The organism is Candidatus Pelagibacter sp. HIMB1495 (genome assembly GCF_052047955.1).
In the GTDB taxonomy this organism is placed as follows: Bacteria; Pseudomonadota; Alphaproteobacteria; order Pelagibacterales; family Pelagibacteraceae; genus Pelagibacter.
The window spans coordinates 798,179-818,366 of sequence record NZ_JBNAIQ010000001.1; the positions used below are offsets into that span (position 1 = coordinate 798,179).

Sequence of the window (20,188 nt, forward strand, 5' to 3'; positions counted from 1 at the left end):
AAATAATGCCTTTTTAGGTGAGCCTTAAAAAATCAAAAAACAAACTTTTATAGGACAATCCTATAAATTATATAAAGGAGGCCTTATGGCAACTATCAAACAAATTAATGCTAATAGAAAAAATGCATTATTTTCTAAAGGACCTAAAACAGATTTAGGGAAAATAAACTCATCTAAAAATTCATTAAAACATGGTCTAACTGCTAAGCAATTAGTGATCGGTGAAGACCTAAATGAATTTGAGAAATACCGAGATCATATGATTGAAGCTTTAAAACCAGAAGGGATTTTAGAAGAACAAGTAGTGTTTAAAATCATTGATGTAGGTTTTAGACTTAGAAGAATAGGTGGAATTGAGGCTGGTATTTATAATCAGGAAATACTCCATCATGAACTTGATGAGTATAAGCAAAAAATGGCTGAGAAAATTGAATTTAAAGATCAAGAATTAGTTCAGTCTTCAGATAGATCTATCAATTTAAAGGGTTTAGCTTTTGCAAGAGATTGTAAATACGGAAGTGCCATTTTAAAGCTAAATACAATTGAAGATAAATTGATTAATAAATATTACAGACAATTAGATATTTTAAAAATGATGCAGGAGGGTAGACATGACCTGGAGAAATAAGAGAGATCATTTTAATAATTATACCTGCAAGTGGAGAAATTCTAATCTTGGAAAAACGAACCCAAATCATCATTACTTCATGCGGTTATTGAAAAAAGAAACAGAAAATTTCTTAAGAGCAAACAAACAATATTTATTAAATAATAAACCTGAAATTTATTATTCAATGATTAATAGGAAACTTCCGAAAAAATATATGAAGCAAAAAGTAGTTGTAGCTCCAGTTAATGCGTATGTACCTCCTCAATCTAAATTAAGTCCTGAGGAACTAGATAAACAATTAGAACAAGAGCTAAATGTAAGAAAACAAAAAGAACAAGCTTTAAAAGAACAGAAATTAAAAGAGCAAAAAGAAAAGGAGAGAATAGAACGGAATAGAACTGCTTATAATCGTGAACGAAAATACATTTATTGGTGTAATGCTTATGAACAAGGAAATTATGTCAGTATTCGCTCAGAAAAATTTAAAAGCAAAGACAAAAAGTATCAGTATTATTGGTGATTGTGAGGTTGTGATTAGTTTAATATTAACTTAAAATATAAAGGTATGCTTAGTTATATAATTCCATTTTTAATATTGCTTACCATAGTGGTGTTTGTTCACGAATATGGACATTACTATTTTGCAAGAAAATATGGTGTAGGTGTTACTGCATTTTCAGTTGGTTTTGGAAAAGAATTATTTGGATACACTGATAAAAATGGAACAAGGTGGAAATTTTCAGCAATACCATTTGGTGGCTATGTAAAATTTTTTGGAGATCATAATATTTTTAGTGACTTTAATAGAGAAGAGCTAAGGAAAAAATATAATGAAGAAGAACAAAAAAAACTATTAGCTTTTAAACCTTTATATCAAAGAAACTTAATTGCCTTTGGCGGACCTTTAGCAAACTTCATTTTAGCATTTTTTATATTTGTGAGTGTCTTTATGTTTTTTGGTAAAGATATGACACCAGCTTTAATTGCTGAAGTCAAAAGAGAAAGCCCTGCTGAAGTTTATGGTTTAAAGCAAAATGATATTTTACTTAATATTGATGGAAATAAAGTTGAGAGTTTAATGGATGTATCTAAGTTTATTACTCTTTCAACGGATGACTTTATTGATTTTGTTGTTCTAAGAAATGATCAAGAATACACAATAAAAGTAAAACCTAATTTAGTAGAGAGTGTTGATCAATTTGGAAACCCTTTTGAAAAAAGAATGGTAGGGATCATGATTGGTCCAAACAATAACGATATTAATCACGTTAAATTAGGACCAACTAAAGCTGCATATCATGCTATAAAAGAAATTGTTTTTGTAAGTCAAAAGACTTTAGAGATGGCTTGGGGTTATTTGCAAAAATTATGGGGTAAAGGTTATGGAGATTTACGACAATTAGGTGGCCCAATAAAAATAGCTCAAGTATCTGGCGATGTTGCAAAGATGGGAATACTCCCATTTATCATGATTATTTCTTATATTTCTATTAGCCTTGGTTTATTTAACTTATTTCCAATACCTTTATTAGATGGTGGACACATAGCACTAAACACTGTTGAAGCTATAAGAGGTAAAGAATTTAATCGAAAAACCCTTGATTATACTTTCCGAATCGGAATGTCAGTAATTGCTGCTTTAATGATCTTTACTGTTTTTAACGATTTAAGTAACTTTTTAGCCCGTTTTTTAAACTAACAAAAAACCCTATAAAATAAGGCTTATTTAACCATACAATATATTGTATGGTCTAAATATTGAGCTACTAAAAAAAAGCTTGATTTATCAACGTTTATGACAAGTATGAATATTAACCAACAAAACCGGAGCTAAAATGAACAAAAAACAACTAGTAGCAAAGCTTTCTGGCTCATTAAACTTGAGCAAAGCAGACGCTGAGCGAACTTTTGATACAATTACCAACACTATTTTAGATGCACTAAAAGGTGATGATTCAGTGAAAATCGCTGGATTTGGTACGTACAAAGTAGCTAAAAGAAAAGCTAGAGTTGGAAGAAACCCAAGAACTGGTGAGCAGATTCAAATCGCTGCTTCTCAGAAGGTAAAATTCTTACCAGCGAAAGCTTTAAAAGAAGTATTCAATAGATAATATTCTTCCTAACAGCCCTAAACGATTGAAAAAAAACGTTTAGGGCTGTTACTATATGCAAAAACTGCATACCCAATTTTCTTAATCAGCGTTAGTTTTTAATTTTTTTAAATTTATAAACCATCACTTTAACAAGTGGAGGTCTTATGACTAAAATAATAAAGAGAATATCTGCACCATTACTAAGTTTGGTATTTTTACTAAACATGAGTAGTGCAGGTATGGCAGAGACAACTGTTTCTGCTGAAGTGGGGTTTATATTTAACACTCTACTATTTTTAATTTGTGGTTTCCTTGTCATGTTCATGGCAGCAGGTTTTGCAATGTTAGAATCTGGAATGGTAACTTCAAGAAGTGTTTCAGTAATTTGTGCAAAGAACATTGGTTTGTATGCAATTGCTGGAATTATGTTTTGGCTAGTTGGTTACAACTTAGCTTATGGTATTCCAGAAGGCGGATACATTGGATCATTTACACCATGGTCAGATGCAAGTGCAATTGAAACTGGTTATTCAGATGGTTCAGACTGGTTTTTCCAAATGGTATTCTGTGCAACAACAGTTTCAATTTGTTCAGGTGCTATGGCTGAAAGAATCAAGTTATGGCCGTTCTTCTTATTTGCAGCTTTATTAGCTGGAGTTATTTATCCAATCGTAATGGGTTGGCAGTGGGGTGGAGGCTGGTTAGCAGAACTAGGCTTCTCTGATTTCGCTGGTTCAACACTAGTACACTCAACTGGTGGTGCAGCTGCATTAGCTGGTATCATATTGTTAGGTGCTAGATCAGGAAGATTTGACAGTAAAGGTCAACCAAAAGCGTTACAACCTTTTGCTGCATCTTCAATTCCATTAGTAACAATAGGTGTATTTATCCTATGGTTAGGTTGGTTTGGATTTAACGGTGGTTCACAATTAGCATTAGGTACTTTTGATGATGCAGTTGCGATCTCATCAATCTTTATCAATACAAATCTTGCAGCTTGTGGTGGAGTAATGGCCGCTGGTATCATTACAAGATTAATGTACGGTAAAACAGATGTTATTCAAATGTTAAACGGAGCAATTGGTGGTCTAGTAGCAATCACTGCAGAACCATTAGCACCATCTCCATTTGCAGCAATTTTAATTGGAGCTGTTGGTGGATTAATCGTAGTGTTTGGAACTAAATTATTATTTAGCTTTAAACTTGATGATGTTGTAGGTGCAATCCCAGCTCACTTGTTTGCTGGTATATGGGGAACACTTGCAGTGCCATTAACAAACGCTGATGCATCGTTCAGTGCACAATTAATTGGTGTACTTTCAATTAACATTTTTGTGTTTGCAGTGTCTTACATCGTATGGTCAATAATGAAAGGTACGTTTGGAATCAGATTAAGTAAAGAAGCTGAAACTAAAGGCACAGACGTTACTGAAACAGGTGTAATTGCTTACGCAATACGTGACTAATTGCATGCAATATAGAGGCTCTTCGATCTCCATGTCGTTATCTCATTGAAGAGCCTCTAAACAAAGAATTAACTTATATCTCTCTCTAGTTAGTTAATAACCAAAGGCCCCAGAAATGGGGCCTTTTTTTTACACTTATGCTTATTTCTCATAACTCTTTTGATCTATCAGCAGTACTTAAAATTTTAATGTTTATTAAAACGACAAAATCAAAAAAAAGGAGAGATAATGATTAATCATTTAAAAAAAATATCATTAAGCTTATTAATATTTTTAAGCTTCACTAATTTAGCTTCAGCAGAAACAACAATGTCAGCTGAAGGACAATATATTTTCAATTCCCTAGGATTTTATCTTGGTGGTGTTTTAGTTGCATTCATGGCAGCAGGTTTTTGTATGCTTGAGAGTGGACTAGTTACAACTAAAAGTGTTTCTACAATTGCAGCAAAGAATATTGGTAAATTTGCAATTTGTTCATTAATATTTTTTTTCTGTGGTTATAATTTAGCTTATGGAATACCTGAAGGTGGATTTATTGGATCATTTTCAATGTGGAGCGATGCTTCTGAACTTTCAACAGGTTATTCAGATTATTCTGATTGGTTTTTCCAAACAATGTTTGTTTGTGCAACTGCATCAATAGTATCTGGTGCTGTAGCAGAAAGAATTAAAATTTGGCCGTTTTTTATTTTCGCAGCGATCATGGCTGGTATCATTTATCCTATTTCAATGGGTTGGCAGTGGGGCGGAGGTTGGTTAGCAACTTCAGGCTTCTCTGATTTTGCTGGTTCGACTTTAGTCCATGCTTGTGGTGGAGCAGCTGCTCTAGCTGGTGTAATATTATTAGGAGCAAGAGAAGGAAGATTTAATAAAAAAGGTGAAACAAAATCTTTAGTACCTTTTGCAGCATCCTCAATACCACTTGTTACATTAGGAACTTTCTTATTATGGTTTGGTTGGTTTGGATTTAATGGTTTCAGTCAACTTGCAATGGGAACTTTTGATGATGTAAATGCAATTAGTAAAATTGCAGTTAACACTCACTTAGCAGGAGCTGCTGGTACTGTTACTGCTGCAGTCGTTACAAGATTATTAGGTGGTAAAACAGATATCGTAATGATGCTTAACGGAGCATTAGCAGGTTTAGTTGCAATTACTGCAGAACCTTTAACTCCAAGTCCAGTACTTGCAATCGCTATTGGAGCGGTTGGATCAATCATCATGTATTTTGGTACAAAGTTTTTAGAAAGTAAAAAAATTGATGATGTGGTTGGTGCAATTCCTGTTCATTTATTTGCTGGTATCTTTGGAACTTTAGTTGTGCCATTAAGTAATCCAGATACAAATTTTGGAACTCAGTTAACAGGTGTAATTGCTGTATGTGCATTTAGTTTCATACTTTCTTACATTACATTTAAAGTTCTAAAACAAACAATTGGTCTTAGAATTAGTTCTCAAGCTGAAAAACTTGGAACTGATGTTGCTGAAGTTGGTGTTAAAGCCTACGCAATAAGAGACTAAAATATCTCTCAATATATAACAATTAAAGGCTCCTTAGAAATAAGGGGCCTTTTTTTATTCTGAAATATCTTTTAATGTTTCCAAGACTTCTTTGGCGTGATCTTTTACTTTAACGTTTTCCCAGATTTTTAAGATTTTACCTTTTTTATCAATTAAAAAAGTTGTTCTATTTATCCCCATAAATTCACGTCCCATAAATTTTTTCTTACCCCAGACTTTGTATTTTTTTAATACTTTAATTTCTTCATCAGCAAGTAAATCAAATTTGATTTTATATTTATCTCTGAATTTATCATGACTTTTTAAGCTGTCTTTTGAAATCCCGTATACTTCACAGTCTAGCTTTTTAAATTTTGCTAACAATTTATTGAAGTCATTAGTTTCAATTGTACATCCAGGCGTGTCATCTTTTGGATAAAAATACAGAACCACATATTTACCAAGTGAGTCTTTTAAAGAATATTTATCTTTTGAAGTTGATGGTATTACAAATGTTGGAGCTTTTGAGTTTATTTTTAATGTCATAATTTATTTTTTTCCCATAATTTTTTATAATCTATTAACGGTGATAAACCGTAAATAGAATTTATATTAGTAAAATGTACAGCTATTGCTGGCATAGGACTAATGCAAAGTTCCTTTTTATATATATCATGAAAAGGTTTTTCAAAAGGATAATGTTCAAACTCACATGCACTTACAAATTTTTTAAAATGTTTGTTAATTATTTTTTTACTAGTAAGGAATGTACATAAAGTTTCGTTAATTTTACGCCAATGATATTTGTTTCCTAACAAAATATTTGAATTCTCCATCTTGTTATATAAATAAGGGTAATCTGCTGGGCACATTATAAGTTCAGTACCTAGTTGAGTAGATATTCTTTCGTAAGCATATATCATTTCTTCAATAGCATCGGGTTTGTGAATATAATCATCCTCTACAAAATATACTAAATCTTCACAATTTTTGCCCAAATTTAAAGATTGATTTATATTAGACATGTTTGAAATTTGATTATTGGTAACAATTTTTCCCTGTTGATTTATTTTTTTTATATTTCTTTTATACTTATTTATATCCAGTTGAATTATTTCACTTTCAAAAAATTGATTATTTAAAATTTTTTCAAATTTTTTAATGATAACTTTGTCACTATTGTGATCAATAATTGTCAATTTTAGTTTAATCTTTTTAAATATTTTTTTATTATTATTAATTGAGTTAATAATCGAAACTAATGTTTTTAAAGAATATTCAGATTTATTTTTTTTAAAAACTCTTTTTTTTGATTGTGACAACATATTTACTGAGGCACATGTTCTTAAAATTATATCTAAAGATTTAACAGACCGTGTAATCTTAATTCTACCCATCGGAATGATTAAAGACTCTTTGCCTATATTAGAGAGGTTTTTTATGTCTTTTTTGTTGCTAACAGGAAGTGTTAAATTACCTTGATCAATAATTTCAAAGTCAAAAATTCTACAAATTTTAATGAACAATTTTTTAAAAAAATTTGATTTAATTGTTTTATTTTGAACTTTCATAAGCTAGAAATAATTAATAATAACAGTTAAATCAATTCAAACTTTATTTATTGATACTATGAGTGAAATTAAAACTATAAATGCTGATGAAGCTTTTAAAATGGTTCAAGAAAATAAATGCAATTTAATTGATATTAGAGAATTAAATGAATTAGAACTTACTGGAAGAGTTGAAGGAGCCAACCATATACCTATGGGAAATTTAGAAGCTCTTCTTGATCCTAATAGTGAAATTTTTAAGGATGGCCAAATTGATAAAGACAAAGAGGTAGTCTTATTTTGTGCTGGAGGGATTAGATCTGAAATGTCAGTAAAGTCCTTAACTGAAAAAGGTTTTAAAAACATCTCTCACATTGAAGGCGGTTTTGGGTCTATTAGCAATAGTAGTTTTAAAATAGTTTAATTATTTTTAATTTCATCTAAAGCATATTCTAGACGATCTTGTCCCCAGAAAATTTTATTATTTACTATAAAAGTAGGAGCTCCAAATACTTCTTTTTCAAATGCTTTTTGTGTTAACTCTTTTAATTTATCCTTAATGTCTTGGCTATTAATAGAATTAAAAAAATCATTTTCATCGATTTTTAATTTTTTTAATAGTTGTTTAATCGTATCTTCATTAGATAAATCTTGATCTTCTTTCCAATAAGCCTCAAAAAAACTATTTAAGTACTCTTCTTTTTTATCATCCTTAACACAAAGATAACCTCTCATTATACTTAAAGAATTAATTGGAAATCTAGAATTCCATTTAAAACTTATGTTATTTTTTTTTGATACAAGCTCACAATCATTTTGCATATTTTTCATTTTATATTTGTTAAATGCAGGAGCAGTAATACCTGCTAAGTTGTGAAGACCACCTAACAATATTGGCTTTAATTTAAAATCAACATTGTTAATTTTTAAAATTTTTTTATATGCGATGTAAGCGTAAGGGCTAATAATATCGAAATAAAAATCTATATGATCATTCATATAGATTTAGTCTTTTGGCGTAAAAAATTCTAATTATCCAATAAATAAATAATCCTATAGGTCCAATTAGATATGTAATTATTAAAGGAACTGACATTAATACTTTATTTATATAGTATTTTTGAGAGTTTTTAACCATCCATCCACCAACAAATAAATTTATAGCTACAAAATGAGTCCAGAAAAGAGTTAGGTATAGATTATCTTCAAACAGTCGAGATAACTCAACTAAACCAAGATACAAACTAAAATTAGCATCGAAATCATAACCAACGATGAAAGATCTGTATAAAATGTAAATATAAACCGCACTTAATAATAGAAATGGAAATATAGTAGTTACTACATATCTGCTCAAGTGAGACTGGGGAAATACAATTAAGATGAACCAAAAAGGTATAACTCCTAAATTGATCCACATATAAAGCACATCAATTGTGAAGTAGTTATAAATTTGTTCGATCATATTTATATTATATAAAATTTTATATTATATAAAATCTAACGATGATTCCTATAAGAAATAAGAGAAAAACACTTCAAGTTACTGTTGATGAAATGAGGAATTTTGCGTTTGCCTATGTTGAAAAATATGCACCTTCAAAACAACAACTTAAAACATATTTATTAAAAAAATATATGAAACTCTCTGCAACAGACTCTAGAAAGAAAGATGTAAACAAATTAATTGATATTGTTCTATCTGATCTAGAAAAAAATAAATTTATCAATGATCAATTTTATTCAGAAAGCAAAGCGAAGAACATGATCCAAAGAGGAAACTCTATAAATAAAATTAGAAATTATTTAATGGGCAAAGGAATTGATGATAGTTTTATTAAGGATACAGTTGAGAAAATAAAAGAAGATAATTCTGATCAGGATTTCTTTTCAGCAATAAAATTATGTAAGAAAAAGAGAATAGGACCAGCAAGAGCAGAGGATAATAGAACTTTGTTTTATAAAAAAGATATTTCTTTACTTGCAAGAAATGGATTTGATTTCGAAACATCTAAGAAAGTGATGGATATTGATAAAAATGAATATGAAAAGATAATTAAATTACTTTAATTTTCTTTTTTTCTCTTCATCAACAAGATGATTTATTTTGTTTCTAATATAATTTTTAACAAAAACAAAAACTAGCAATCCAAAAATTGAGACGGATACTATTATAATTAAAATAATTCTTAATTGCTCATCCATTAAATTATATTTTTACTTTTCAAAATTAAACTTGGATTTTTTAAATCTTTCTTACCATATAAAATTTCATTACCATCAAAGTCTCTAACAGACCCTCCTGCATTTTCTAAAATCGCATGTCCTGCCGCAATATCCCACTCGTAAGCTCGAGGTTCAGCAACATAACCATCAAACTCACATGCAGCAACAACACAAAATTTTAAAGAACTTTTCATTCTAGTATGTTCCTTAACACCTAATTCATCATAAATTTTTTGTATCTCAGGTTTAATTTTATTGCTGTAAGAAATGAAATTAAGTGGCTCTGTTCTTTTAGATGGTAAGTCAGAAAGGTTTATTGTTTTTTCATTAGCAAACTCAAAAGATTTGCCCTTCCCATATGAATAAAACATTCTTTTTTTAGCAGGCGCATTTATTAACCCTGCAACAGGTTTATTATTGATAATTAAACCTGCATTAATAGTAAATTCCTCTAAATTGTTTATGTAATCATAAGTTCCATCGATAGGATCAACCAACCAAAAATCTTTTAATTTAGAATTATCTTTATTTTCAGAAGTTTCTTCTGAAATAATTGGAATGTCTGGTGTTAATTTTGATATTTGAGAAGAAATAAAATTATTTACTTCAATATCACCATTACTTACTGGAGTATTATCAGATTTAATTTCTTTACTTAATCCTTTTTCTCTAAGCTGAAGAGATAAATCTCCTGCTGATAAAAAAGCATCAACTAAATCTTCAATAATTTTTTGTAAGTCCATTTTTTATTTACCAATTTTTTTTAATTCTATATTTTTTGCGTTTATTACTTTTTTACCTGCATTTTCAAAATTGACAGTAACCTTATCTTTTATGATTGATTGTACTTGTCCAATACCCCAGTCTTTATTCTCAGGATTAGTGACTTTGTCACCTGGTTCATAATCTAAAATCATTTAATTTAACTTATATTGTAAATAAGTATAAATACCACCTAATGAATAAAGAATTAAACTCTATCGGAATTAACAAAAAACCTGAAGACACAACGGTTGTTGTTGCAATGTCTGGCGGGGTAGACTCGTCAACTGTAGCAGGAATTATGAAAAATGAGGGTTACAAAGTTATAGGCATTACACTTAAACTATATGATGATGGAAAAGAGGTAGCTCAATCTAAACAGTGTTGCTCAGGTCAAGATATTATGGATGCAAAACGTGTTGCTCATAAATTAGGTATTGAACATAAAATTTTATACTATCAAGATAAATTCAAGCAAGGAGTAATAGATAATTTTGTTGATAGTTATTTAAAAGGTGAAACTCCAATTCCATGTGTTCAATGTAATCAAACAGTAAAGTTTAAAGATTTATTTGAAGTATCAAAAGATCTTAAAGCAGATGCATTAGTTACAGGACATTATGTAAAAAATATTACATCAAACAACACCAATAATATGTATAGAGCAATTGATGAAAATAGAGATCAAAGTTATTTTTTATTTAACACAACAAGAGAGCAGCTAGATTATTTAAGATTTCCATTAGGTGGAATGTTAAAAGATAAAACAAGAGAAATTGCTAAAGAGTTAGATTTAAATGTAGCTGATAAACCAGATAGTCAGGATATTTGTTTTGTGCCTAATGGAGATTATGCATCAGTAATTAGAAAATTTAGACCGGACTCTTTTCAAAAAGGGAATATTAAAAATTTAGATGGAAAAGTAATTGGTGTTCATGATGGTATTATTAATTTTACAATTGGACAAAGAAAGGGAATTAAGGTTTCGGATAAAGAAGCTTTATATGTTTTAAAAATAAATTCAGATAAAAATGAAATTATAGTAGGACCCAAAGAAAACCTTGGAAAAAAAGAAATATCTTTAAAAGATTTAAATTTATTAACTGATAAAAAAGACCTTGATCAAAATATATTTGTAAAGGTTAGATCAACAGGTAGTCTTCTTGAGGCAAAAGTAGATTTAAAAAATAACAATACTGCAAATGTTCATCTATTAAATCCTGAGGATGGAATATCTCCAGGACAGGCATGCGTATTCTATAGTAAAGACCAATATGGTCATAGAGTTCTTGGCGGTGGTTGGATTAAAGAATAAAAGAATTACTTCTTCTTATTTTTTCTTTTTGCTCTTCTCTTTTTGGAGCCTTGTTTTCTTCGACCCCTATGTTTCTTCGGATAACTCATTTAGTCCTATTTATTAATTTATTGACGTTTTTTACGGGATATAGCATTGTCTTTTAAACATATCAAATTTTATTATGAGTAATTCTTTTAAAACATTTTTAAAACATACTGCTAAAGATTTTCACAATCAGTCTGTAAATCCTCCAATTGTGCGTGCATCAACGATTATTTTCAAATCGATGCAAGATATTAGAAAAACTCAAGAGAAGGCTAAAAAAAACCCAACAGGTGGACATTTTGATTACGGAAGACAAGGAACTTCTACGACTCATATTTTGCAGCAAATTTTATCTAAGCTTGAAGAAAGTTATTTTACTTTTTTAACACCTACCGGATTTGGAGCAGTATTCCTTGCAATCTTTAGTGTTACAAGACCTGGTGATGAAATTATTGCAGCTGACCCAGTTTACAGTCCAACAAGACTTTTGACACAAGATTTTTTAAAGGAATTTAATATCAAAACAACTTTTTATGATCCACACGATCTGAAAACATTAGAAAAAGCAATTACAAAAAAAACAAAATTAATTTTTGTAGAAAACCCAGGAAGTAATACTTTTGATTTTCAAGATTTAGGGAAAATTGTTTCTATAGCAAAAAAACATAAAATTTTAACAGCAATTGATAATACATGGGGAACTCCATATTTTTTAAAACCTATCAAACTTGGTTTTGATATGGCAATTGTTTCAGCAACAAAATATTACTCAGGTCACTCTGATGTAATGGGAGGAAGTTTAGCGGTTAATAAAAAAGTATTTCCAAAAGTAAAAGCAACTGAAAGAGTTACAGGTTTAAGATTAGGACCTGATGATGCTTATTTAATTACAAGAGGATTAAGAACTTTAGATGTAAGATTAGATAGACATAGAGAAAATGCAAAAAAAGTAGCAGAATTTTTATCTAAATTTAAAAATATAAAATTATTATATCCTTACAAAAAAGATTCTTACAATTTTAGAATGTGGAAGAAATATTATTCAGGTGCTTCGGGTTTAATGGGCTTAAGAATTAAAGCAAAAAGTGAAAAGGCAGTTGTAAAATTTGTAAATAATTTAAAATTATTTGGACACGGTTACAGTTGGGGAGGTTTTGAAAGTTTAGCTTTACATCAAAATGTTAGAGAGCAAGGTAATAGAAGTTATCTTAAATTAGCAAAAAATGAGTACATTGTTAGATTACACATCGGTTTAGAAGATCCAAATGACCTTATCGCTGATATTAAGCAGTCAATGAAACACTTAAAGTAAACTGTGAATAATTTTTTCCCAACCAAAACAGCAATGATCACGCTCATTGCATGTTGCTTAGTTGTGATTATATCTCTTGGAATTAGACAAACATTTGGTTTGTTTTATTTTGATTTTTCTACAGATCTCGACATCACTATTTCTCAATTTGGTTTTGCAATGGGTTTGCAATTATTTTTATGGGGTGCTTTTAATCCTCTGTTTGGAGTTATTACTGATAAGTATGGAGGCAATATTGCAATTTTCATTGGTTTCTTTTTTTATTTATTAGGAGTTTTTCTTTTTTATTTGGGTTTTAATACTGGAGTTAATTTTATTTATACAATAGGTATTTTAATAGGTGTAGGCTTAGGATCTACAGCAATCAGTATACCTGTTTCTGTTGTAGCTAAACATTATCCAGCATCTAGAAGGACAATGGCCACAGGAATAGTCACAAGCGCAGGTTCTTTTGGTTATTTTGTTTCACCTTTAATTGTAAGTTATTCTCTTGTTGAAAATGGTTGGGAGAGCACGATGCTTTACTTCTGTTTTTTATTGGGGCTAGGATTAATCATTTCTTTGTTTGTTAGTACTCCAAAAACTCCTGTTGGCGTTAAAGATAATAACAATCAAACTGCGAGAGAGGCTTTAAAAGAAGCACTTAATAATAAAAGTTTCATTTATTTAACTTTAGGATTTTTTGTATGTGGATGGCACATAGCACTAGTGGCAACACATATACCAACTTATATGGTAGACAAAGGTTTGCCTGACTGGTGTGCAACAACTGTTCTTTCATTAATAGGACTTTTTAATATGGTAGGAACTATTGTGAGTGGTTATCTGGCAACTAAATATAGTAAAAAATATTTATTAAGTGCAATTTATTTATTAAGAGGTGTCTCTATAATTGTTTTTATTTCTTTTCCTCCAAGTGTAATTAATTCAATAATATTTGGTATTACTTTTGGTTTCTTATGGCTTTCTACCGTTCCACCAACCAATGGGATAGTTGCTCATATATTTGGAACAAAGTATGTGGGAATGCTTTATGGTATTGTATTTGTGAGTCATCAATTTGGATCATTCTTAGGAGCATATTTAAGTGGAGTTTTTTATGAACTTACAGGAAATTTTGATTATGCATGGTACGGATCTATCGCATTATCAATTTTTGCAGGTTTGATACATTTGCCTATTAATGAAAAAGCAATTGAAAGAACTCAACCGGCATAAATTTAATCCTTATTTAGAGGATCTTTATCAATCAGATAAACCTATTATTATCTACAAGGTAAGTGGAGGATATAATATTTATACAGATTTTTCTAAAAAGATTATTTTAACCAATAAAAATATTAATAATTTTTTAAACAATTTTAATAAATCAAAAAAAAAATCAGAAACAGATATGTTTATAGGTTTTTTTGGCTATGAAATTTTATGCAATTTGCTTGGATTAAAAATTAAAAAACAAAAAAAGTTAAATTTTTATAAAGGTATATTTTATAAACCTGAAACAGTAATAAAAATAAGAAAAAAAATTTCAATATTTTCTAAAATTAAGAAACAAAAGTTTAACAGCAGCTTTAAACCTACAAAAATATTATCACCTTTTAAATTAAATATTGATTTCAAAAAATATGAAAAAATTTTTAATGTTTTTTCAAAAAAAATTAGACAAGGTGAAACCTACCAAATTAAAATTTGTACTAAATACAAAAATAAATCAGATATAGATCCTATCAACTTTTTCTGGAAATTAATGAAAGTTAATGCGTCCCCAGAAGCTTTTATGATAAGAGATAAGAATTACTCTATAGTAAGTTGCTCACCTGAAACATTAATTGATAAAAAAGGACTAAATATTTTAACAAAACCTATTGCTGGAACACTTAGAAAAAATAGAAATCTTAACAAAAAAAAAGCGTTAAGTTTTTTTAGAAAAAATATTAAAGAAACCAAAGAACATAATATGATTGTAGATATGGAGAGAAGTGATCTTTCAAAAATTTGTAATCCAGGAAGTGTAAAAATTATTAAAGAGAAAACTGTTGAAGAGTATAAGGATCTTTATCACTATGTTACTTTAATTAAAGGAATATTAAAAAAGAGTGTTAAAAATATTGATATAATTAAAGCAATGATGCCTGGAGGTTCAGTAATAGGTTGTCCTAAAATAAGCACTCTAAATCTTTTAAATAACCAAGAAAAAGAAAACAGAAACATTTACACAGGAAGTTTTGGTTATATGAAATTTAATGGAAATATGAGATTTAATATTATTATTAGATCAATTTTAAATTATAAAAATACATCAGAAATTTCCGTAGCCTCAGGAGTTGTTGTAGATAGTAATGCCAAACATGAATTCAATGAAAATTATATAAAGGCAAAAGCATTAATAGATTTATTTAAATGATTTATGTGATTGATCATAAAGATTCATTTACTCACAATGTAGTACATCAACTTTCTATATTTGATGAAGTTGAGTGCAGTGATTTTAATGAAATTAATTATTCTAAACTTCACAAAGCTTCAACAATAGTACTATCACCAGGGCCAGGTTCACCAAAAGATTATCCTTTAACAACTAAAATTTATAAAAAATTTAAAGGAAAAAAAAAAATACTAGGAATTTGTTTGGGATTTCAACAAATCTTATTTTCTGAAGGAGGAAAAATAGTCGAACAAAATAAAATTTATCATGGTTTTCAATCCAATGTCATAGTGAATAAACAGAGTAAGTTATTTAAAAAAGGTCAAATTTTTAAAGTAGGAAGATATCATTCATTAAAACTAAAAGAGCCTTTTAAGGCTAAAAATTTTGATATAACTATGAGATGTGCTATCTCAGGTTCTGCAATGTCTATAGAAAATAACGTTGATAAAGTTTATGGATTTCAATTTCACCCAGAATCATTTTTAACAATCAATGGTAACACTCTTATTAAAAAAATCTTATCAATTAAGTAATCTTAAAGAAGTTTCTTTTAAAGATCTTTGGGGGTCCAGAGGTGTATTTACAACAATGCGAATGGTTGGAAAACCTTCTAAGTTAATATTGTTAAAACCACATATCGAAAACTTAATTAAATCTACAAAAAAATATGGAATTAGAAAAAAAAACTTAAAGAATATTATTTTAGATCTAATTAAGAAAAATACACTCTATAAAGGTCCTGATAATTTATTTCGAATTGCTTTAAATAAAAAACTAATATCTGTATCTATAAGACAAAGACCAAAACTTAAAAAAAATTTTAGTCTTTTATTATTTAAATATAAAAGAATTGAACCAAATTATAAAAATCTTTATTATAAAAAAATTTTAGCAAAACTTAGTAAGATTGACTCATCTAAATTTGATATTGCTTTAGTTGCAAACAATAAAATTTTAGAAACTGGTACTTCAAATTTAGTTTTTGTTAAAAATGGAAAAATATTTTCTCCAAAAAAAAATTGTTATTTTGGAAACACACTTAAGTTCATAAGTAAAAAAGTTAAAATTAATTTTAAAGATGTATCAATTAAAGAAATTAATGATTATGAAGAAATAATTCTTATTGGATCAGGTAAGGGAGTTGCATCAGTATCAAAAATTGATGAATTAAAATGGCAAAGTCAAAATAATGTTTCCTTTAAAAAACTTAGAAAAATATATAATACTCTAATTTAAATATGAGAGATCCTAACAACCCTTGTTTATTCTGCGATTCAAAAAAAAGTGGTATTGCTCACGAAAATGATCTTGCTTATGCAAGTTACGACTCTTATCCTGTTTCTGATCATCACTGTTTAATAATTCCTAAGCGACATATTAAAGACTATTTTGACATGACTAATGATGAGTTAATTGCATGCAATGATTTATTGCAAATGATTAAAAATGAGATTTTAAAAAAAGATAATACTGTAAAAGGGTTTAACATTGGCACAAATGCTGGAAAAATTGCAGGTCAATCTATACTGCATTGTCATATACATTTGATACCAAGAAGAGAAGGTGACGTAGATAACCCCCAAGGTGGGGTTAGATCAGTAATACCCAACAAACAACATTACAAACGTAAACCGTAAGTTGTTATTAATGACAATATTGACCAATAGTTTTGGTTGAACTCTTTATTTAACTAGATTAGAAAATCTCAAACTAACTTTAAAAATAATTAAAAATTATGTTATCTACAAATCCTTTTTCAATATTAGCTGAAACTGTTTCACCTTTTGCAATGCAAAGCTTCATAATTGCTATGGTAATTTTGATTGCAGCTGGAACAATTATACAGATGATTGTTCATAAAAATGTTACTTATTTTTTTAACAATGCAAAAAAAGCAAAAGCAAATGCTGTTAAGGAATTGAGTTCAGGAGAAAGAGCTTCAATTATCGCAAAGACAACAGTTTATGATATCGGCACAACTGCAGAACTTGGATTTGGAAAAAGAAGACTTGCACATGTACTTGGTATGTACGGGACAATATTATTTTGGGTTGCATCAGCAGTCCTAGTATTCTGTTATACAGGAGCTGATAAACCAACCTCATCTACATGGTCAATGATTTGGCATGTAGGTGCAATACTTACATGTATCGGTGGATATTGGTTCTGGTTTTTCTTAAGAGTAGACGTATCTGCGGAAGCGCATCCTTGGTACAGAATAATTAAAGCTGATTTATTTGTTTTAGCTTTATTAGCTTGCTCAACTTTTGGTTTGTTGTGGTCTTACACACAATCTAATGGTCAAGCAGGTTTATCTTATTTATTTTTGACTTTATTTGTTCTTTCAAATTTAGTTTTATTTGGAGGAGTTTATTGGTCTAAATTTGCACACATGTTTTATAAACCTGGTGCAGCAATACAAAAAAATTTAGCAGAAGCAGATGGTTCACGAGACAACTTACCTCCTCCTGCTGACGCGCCTGAACAGTTTGGTTTAGGTATTAAAAGAGAGCAACCTAAACACTATTAATATGATGAAATTAAAAAAGGAGAATAAATAATTATGTCAACTTTCGTATACATGACAAGATGTGATGGCTGTGGTCACTGTGTGGATATTTGTCCATCAGATATTATGCACATAGATGAAAATATCAGACGTGCAAAAAATATTGAACCTAACTTTTGTTGGGAATGTTATTCATGTGTAAAAGCATGCCCAAATCATGCAATAGACGTAAGAGGTTATGCTGATTTTGCTCCTATGGGTCATAGCGTTAGAGTTAGAAGAGAAGAAGAAAAAGGAACAATTTCATGGAAGATCAAATTTAGAAATGGAACAGAGAAAAACTTTGTTTCTCCAATTACTACAAAACCATGGGGTAAATTTATCCCAAAACTTGCTGAAGGTGACAAACCAAACCAAGGTGAGATTAATTCACAAAGACTTTACACTGAGCCAGAAGGTTTAAATATTGATGGTGAATTACCATCAGTTCCAAAGGAGTCGTTTAAAAAAGGAGTTTATTACTAATGGCTAGACATAAGACACATTACGAGGATTGCGATATATTAGTTGTTGGTGGTGGTATGGCTGGAACGGGTGCTACGTTCGAAGCTAGACACTGGGGAAGAGATATGAAAATTGTTTGTGTGGAAAAAGCAAACATAGATAGAAGTGGAGCTGTTGCTCAAGGTCTTTATGCGATCAATTGTTACATGGGGATGCAATGGGGAGAAAATCAACCTGAAGACCATGTTAGATATGCAAGAAATGACTTAATGGGAATGGTCAGAGAAGATTTAGGTTATGACATGGCTAGACACGTAGACTCTACTGTTCACATGTTTGATGAATGGGGTCTTCCAATGATGAAAAATGAACAAACTGGAAGATATTTAAGAGAAGGTAAATGGCAGATCATGATCCATGGTGAAAGTTACAAACCTATTGTTGCTGAAGCGGCAAAAAAATCTGCTGACAAAATTTATAATAGAATAATGATCACTCATTTACTTATGGATGAGTCTCAAGATAATAGAATTGGTGGAGCCGTTGGCTTTAACATGAGAACAGGTGATTTTCATGTTTTTAGAGCAAAAGCCGTAATAGTTGCAGCTGGTGGTGCTTCTCATATCTTCAAACCAAGAGCAGTTGGAGAAGGAATGGGTAGAACTTGGTACGCTCCTTGGAGTAACGGTTCAGCATATGCTCTTCCTATTGCTGCTGGAGCTAAAATGACACAAATGGAAAATAGAATTGTGTTATGTAGATTTAAAGATGGTTATGGGCCTGTTGGAGCTTATTTCTTGCACTTAAAAACATATACTCAGAATGCTAATGGGGAAAATTATGAGAAGAAATGGTATGACCAAACTAAAGAGTTAGTTGGCGAATATATTGATCATCACCCAACACCTACTTGTTTAAGAAATCATGCTTTTATACAAGAAGTTGCTGCTGGTGGTGGACCAATTCACATGGTTACAACTGAAGCTTTCCAAGATCCACACTTAGAAACAGTTGGTTGGGAGAATTTCTTAGGAATGACTGTTGGTCAAGCTGTAGTATGGGCGTCTCAAAATATTGACCCTAAATATACTAATCCTGAATTAACAACTTCAGAACCATATGTTATGGGTTCACACGCTACTTGTTCAGGAGCTTGGGTAAGTGGTCCTGAAGATTTATCTCCACCAGAATATTTCTGGGGTTATAATAGAATGCTTACAATTGATGGGTTATTTGGTGCTGGAGACACTGTGGGTGGAAGTGCTCATAAGTTTTCATCTGGATCTTTCACAGAAGGTAGATTAGCTGCTAAAGCTGCTGTTAAGTATATCGAAGATAAAAAAGCTGAAGGAGTTAAGGTTTCAGACAAACAATGTGAGGATTTCAAAGCTATGGTCTACAAACCACTTGAAAACTTCACTGTTGCACAAAACGAAATCACAGGGGGAACTGTTTCTCCTAGCTATATATCACCAATCCAAGGTCTACAAAGACTACAGAAGATTATGGATGAATATGTAGGTGGAATTACATCTAATTATATGACTAATGGCAATATGTTAAAAAGAGGTCTTGAATTGCTTGAATGGCTTCAAGAGGATCTTGAGCATGTTGGAGCTGAGGATTATCACCAATTAATGAGAGCTTGGGAATTGAAACATAGAGCTTTAACTTCTCAGTGTGTAACTGAACATACTTTATTTAGAGAAGAAACTAGATGGCCAGGATACTATTATAGAGGAGATCATATGAAACTTGATGATGATAATTGGCATTGTCTGACAGTTTCTAGAAGAGATCCGAAAACTGGTAAATTTAGTATGGAGAAGGTTCCTGTCTACCACATCGTGGATGAGAACGAGAAGAAAAAAGCTTCTTAAGATACT

24 protein-coding genes are annotated in these 20,188 nt (G+C 30.1%); 18 read left to right on the top strand and 6 right to left on the bottom strand.

The genetic code is table 11. From position 1 onward, the window contains the following. Positions 1-85: 85 nt before the first annotated feature. The 6 genes from ACTTAW_RS04205 to ACTTAW_RS04230 all read left to right on the top strand — a co-directional run bounded on the left by ACTTAW_RS04205 (position 86) and on the right by ACTTAW_RS04230 (position 5,690). Positions 86-628 carry a hypothetical protein gene (locus ACTTAW_RS04205; protein WP_440651262.1) on the top strand — a complete coding sequence of 181 codons (543 nt, stop codon included), beginning with the start codon at positions 86-88 and terminating at the stop codon, positions 626-628. Next, positions 612-1,130, top strand: coding sequence for a hypothetical protein (locus ACTTAW_RS04210; protein ID WP_440651263.1), 519 nt, complete (start codon positions 612-614; stop codon positions 1,128-1,130). Before ACTTAW_RS04205 ends, ACTTAW_RS04210 begins: the two co-directional genes overlap by 17 nt. Positions 1,131-1,175: 45 nt before the next feature. Further along, entirely contained in the window at positions 1,176-2,309 is a 1,134-nt protein-coding gene (locus ACTTAW_RS04215; RefSeq protein ID WP_440651264.1) for a M50 family metallopeptidase, read from the top strand. Positions 2,310-2,445: 136 nt separating this feature from the next. Next, positions 2,446-2,721, top strand: a complete 276-nt coding sequence (locus ACTTAW_RS04220) for an HU family DNA-binding protein (protein WP_075506581.1) — start codon at positions 2,446-2,448, stop codon at positions 2,719-2,721. Positions 2,722-2,867: 146 nt separating this feature from the next. Next, positions 2,868-4,169, top strand: coding sequence for an ammonium transporter (locus tag ACTTAW_RS04225; protein ID WP_440651265.1), 1,302 nt, complete (start codon positions 2,868-2,870; stop codon positions 4,167-4,169). A 228-nt stretch (positions 4,170-4,397) separates the two neighbouring features. Continuing rightward, positions 4,398-5,690 carry an ammonium transporter gene (locus ACTTAW_RS04230; RefSeq protein WP_440614682.1) on the top strand — a complete coding sequence of 431 codons (1,293 nt, stop codon included), beginning with the start codon at positions 4,398-4,400 and terminating at the stop codon, positions 5,688-5,690. Between the two features lie 54 nt (positions 5,691-5,744). Here ACTTAW_RS04230 and bcp read toward each other — a convergent pair whose 3' ends face one another. Together bcp and ACTTAW_RS04240 are read right to left on the bottom strand one after the other, a co-directional pair. Further along, positions 5,745-6,215, bottom strand: coding sequence for a thioredoxin-dependent thiol peroxidase (gene bcp / locus ACTTAW_RS04235; RefSeq protein WP_440651266.1), 471 nt, complete (start codon positions 6,213-6,215; stop codon positions 5,745-5,747). Beyond that, positions 6,212-7,240, bottom strand: coding sequence for a glycosyltransferase family 2 protein (locus tag ACTTAW_RS04240; RefSeq protein ID WP_440651267.1), 1,029 nt, complete (start codon positions 7,238-7,240; stop codon positions 6,212-6,214). Before ACTTAW_RS04240 ends, bcp begins: the two co-directional genes overlap by 4 nt. Positions 7,241-7,298: 58 nt before the next feature. Here ACTTAW_RS04240 and ACTTAW_RS04245 point away from each other — a divergent pair, with 58 nt between their 5' ends. Then, entirely contained in the window at positions 7,299-7,643 is a 345-nt protein-coding gene (locus ACTTAW_RS04245; protein WP_440651268.1) for a rhodanese-like domain-containing protein, read from the top strand. On the opposite strand, the gene ACTTAW_RS04250 is transcribed toward ACTTAW_RS04245, so the two are convergent. Beyond that, the gene (locus tag ACTTAW_RS04250; protein ID WP_440651269.1) at positions 7,640-8,218 is read right to left on the bottom strand and encodes a 2-hydroxychromene-2-carboxylate isomerase; all 579 of its coding nucleotides are present in this window, start codon (positions 8,216-8,218) and stop codon (positions 7,640-7,642) included. The two genes, ACTTAW_RS04245 and ACTTAW_RS04250, sit on opposite strands and share 4 nt — an antisense overlap. Beyond that, the gene (locus ACTTAW_RS04255) at positions 8,211-8,684 is read right to left on the bottom strand and encodes an ABA4-like family protein (protein WP_440651270.1); all 474 of its coding nucleotides are present in this window, start codon (positions 8,682-8,684) and stop codon (positions 8,211-8,213) included. The genes ACTTAW_RS04250 and ACTTAW_RS04255 overlap by 8 nt, the downstream gene beginning before the upstream one ends. Positions 8,685-8,725: 41 nt before the next feature. Here ACTTAW_RS04255 and ACTTAW_RS04260 point away from each other — a divergent pair, with 41 nt between their 5' ends. Beyond that, positions 8,726-9,289: a regulatory protein RecX gene (locus ACTTAW_RS04260; RefSeq protein WP_440618551.1), complete on the top strand. Its 564-nt coding sequence runs from the start codon at positions 8,726-8,728 to the stop codon at positions 9,287-9,289. Between the two features lie 134 nt (positions 9,290-9,423). On the opposite strand, the gene ACTTAW_RS04265 is transcribed toward ACTTAW_RS04260, so the two are convergent. Together ACTTAW_RS04265 and ACTTAW_RS04270 are read right to left on the bottom strand one after the other, a co-directional pair. Beyond that, a complete protein-coding gene (locus ACTTAW_RS04265; protein ID WP_440651271.1) occupies positions 9,424-10,188 on the bottom strand; it encodes a 3'(2'),5'-bisphosphate nucleotidase CysQ family protein in 765 nt (254 codons plus the stop codon). A gap of 3 nt (positions 10,189-10,191) precedes the next feature. Next, a complete protein-coding gene (locus ACTTAW_RS04270) occupies positions 10,192-10,362 on the bottom strand; it encodes a DUF3553 domain-containing protein (protein WP_075506600.1) in 171 nt (56 codons plus the stop codon). Between the two features lie 41 nt (positions 10,363-10,403). Here ACTTAW_RS04270 and mnmA point away from each other — a divergent pair, with 41 nt between their 5' ends. The 10 genes from mnmA (at position 10,404) to aprA (ending at position 20,182) form a co-directional block, all read left to right on the top strand. Beyond that, complete coding sequence (mnmA, locus tag ACTTAW_RS04275) at positions 10,404-11,522, top strand: tRNA 2-thiouridine(34) synthase MnmA (protein WP_440651272.1); 1,119 nt, start codon at positions 10,404-10,406, stop codon at positions 11,520-11,522. Between the two features lie 163 nt (positions 11,523-11,685). Next, positions 11,686-12,861: a trans-sulfuration enzyme family protein gene (locus tag ACTTAW_RS04280; protein ID WP_440651273.1), complete on the top strand. Its 1,176-nt coding sequence runs from the start codon at positions 11,686-11,688 to the stop codon at positions 12,859-12,861. 3 nt (positions 12,862-12,864) lie between these two features. After that, complete coding sequence (locus tag ACTTAW_RS04285; protein ID WP_440651274.1) at positions 12,865-14,079, top strand: MFS transporter; 1,215 nt, start codon at positions 12,865-12,867, stop codon at positions 14,077-14,079. Continuing rightward, positions 14,045-15,265, top strand: coding sequence for a chorismate-binding protein (locus ACTTAW_RS04290; RefSeq protein WP_440651275.1), 1,221 nt, complete (start codon positions 14,045-14,047; stop codon positions 15,263-15,265). Before ACTTAW_RS04285 ends, ACTTAW_RS04290 begins: the two co-directional genes overlap by 35 nt. Next, complete coding sequence (locus ACTTAW_RS04295) at positions 15,262-15,822, top strand: aminodeoxychorismate/anthranilate synthase component II (protein ID WP_440651276.1); 561 nt, start codon at positions 15,262-15,264, stop codon at positions 15,820-15,822. Before ACTTAW_RS04290 ends, ACTTAW_RS04295 begins: the two co-directional genes overlap by 4 nt. Then, a complete protein-coding gene (locus ACTTAW_RS04300; RefSeq protein WP_440651277.1) occupies positions 15,782-16,525 on the top strand; it encodes an aminotransferase class IV in 744 nt (247 codons plus the stop codon). The genes ACTTAW_RS04295 and ACTTAW_RS04300 overlap by 41 nt, the downstream gene beginning before the upstream one ends. A gap of 2 nt (positions 16,526-16,527) precedes the next feature. Next, entirely contained in the window at positions 16,528-16,926 is a 399-nt protein-coding gene (locus ACTTAW_RS04305; protein WP_440651278.1) for an HIT family protein, read from the top strand. Positions 16,927-17,024: 98 nt separating this feature from the next. Then, positions 17,025-17,819 carry an adenylyl-sulfate reductase gene (locus ACTTAW_RS04310; RefSeq protein WP_440651279.1) on the top strand — a complete coding sequence of 265 codons (795 nt, stop codon included), beginning with the start codon at positions 17,025-17,027 and terminating at the stop codon, positions 17,817-17,819. A gap of 33 nt (positions 17,820-17,852) precedes the next feature. Further along, a complete protein-coding gene (gene aprB, locus ACTTAW_RS04315; RefSeq protein ID WP_075506608.1) occupies positions 17,853-18,323 on the top strand; it encodes an adenylyl-sulfate reductase subunit beta in 471 nt (156 codons plus the stop codon). Continuing rightward, on the top strand, positions 18,323-20,182 hold the full coding sequence (aprA, locus tag ACTTAW_RS04320) for an adenylyl-sulfate reductase subunit alpha (protein WP_262589350.1): 1,860 nt from the start codon (positions 18,323-18,325) through the stop codon (positions 20,180-20,182). The genes aprB and aprA overlap by 1 nt, the downstream gene beginning before the upstream one ends. Positions 20,183-20,188 lie beyond the last annotated feature (6 nt).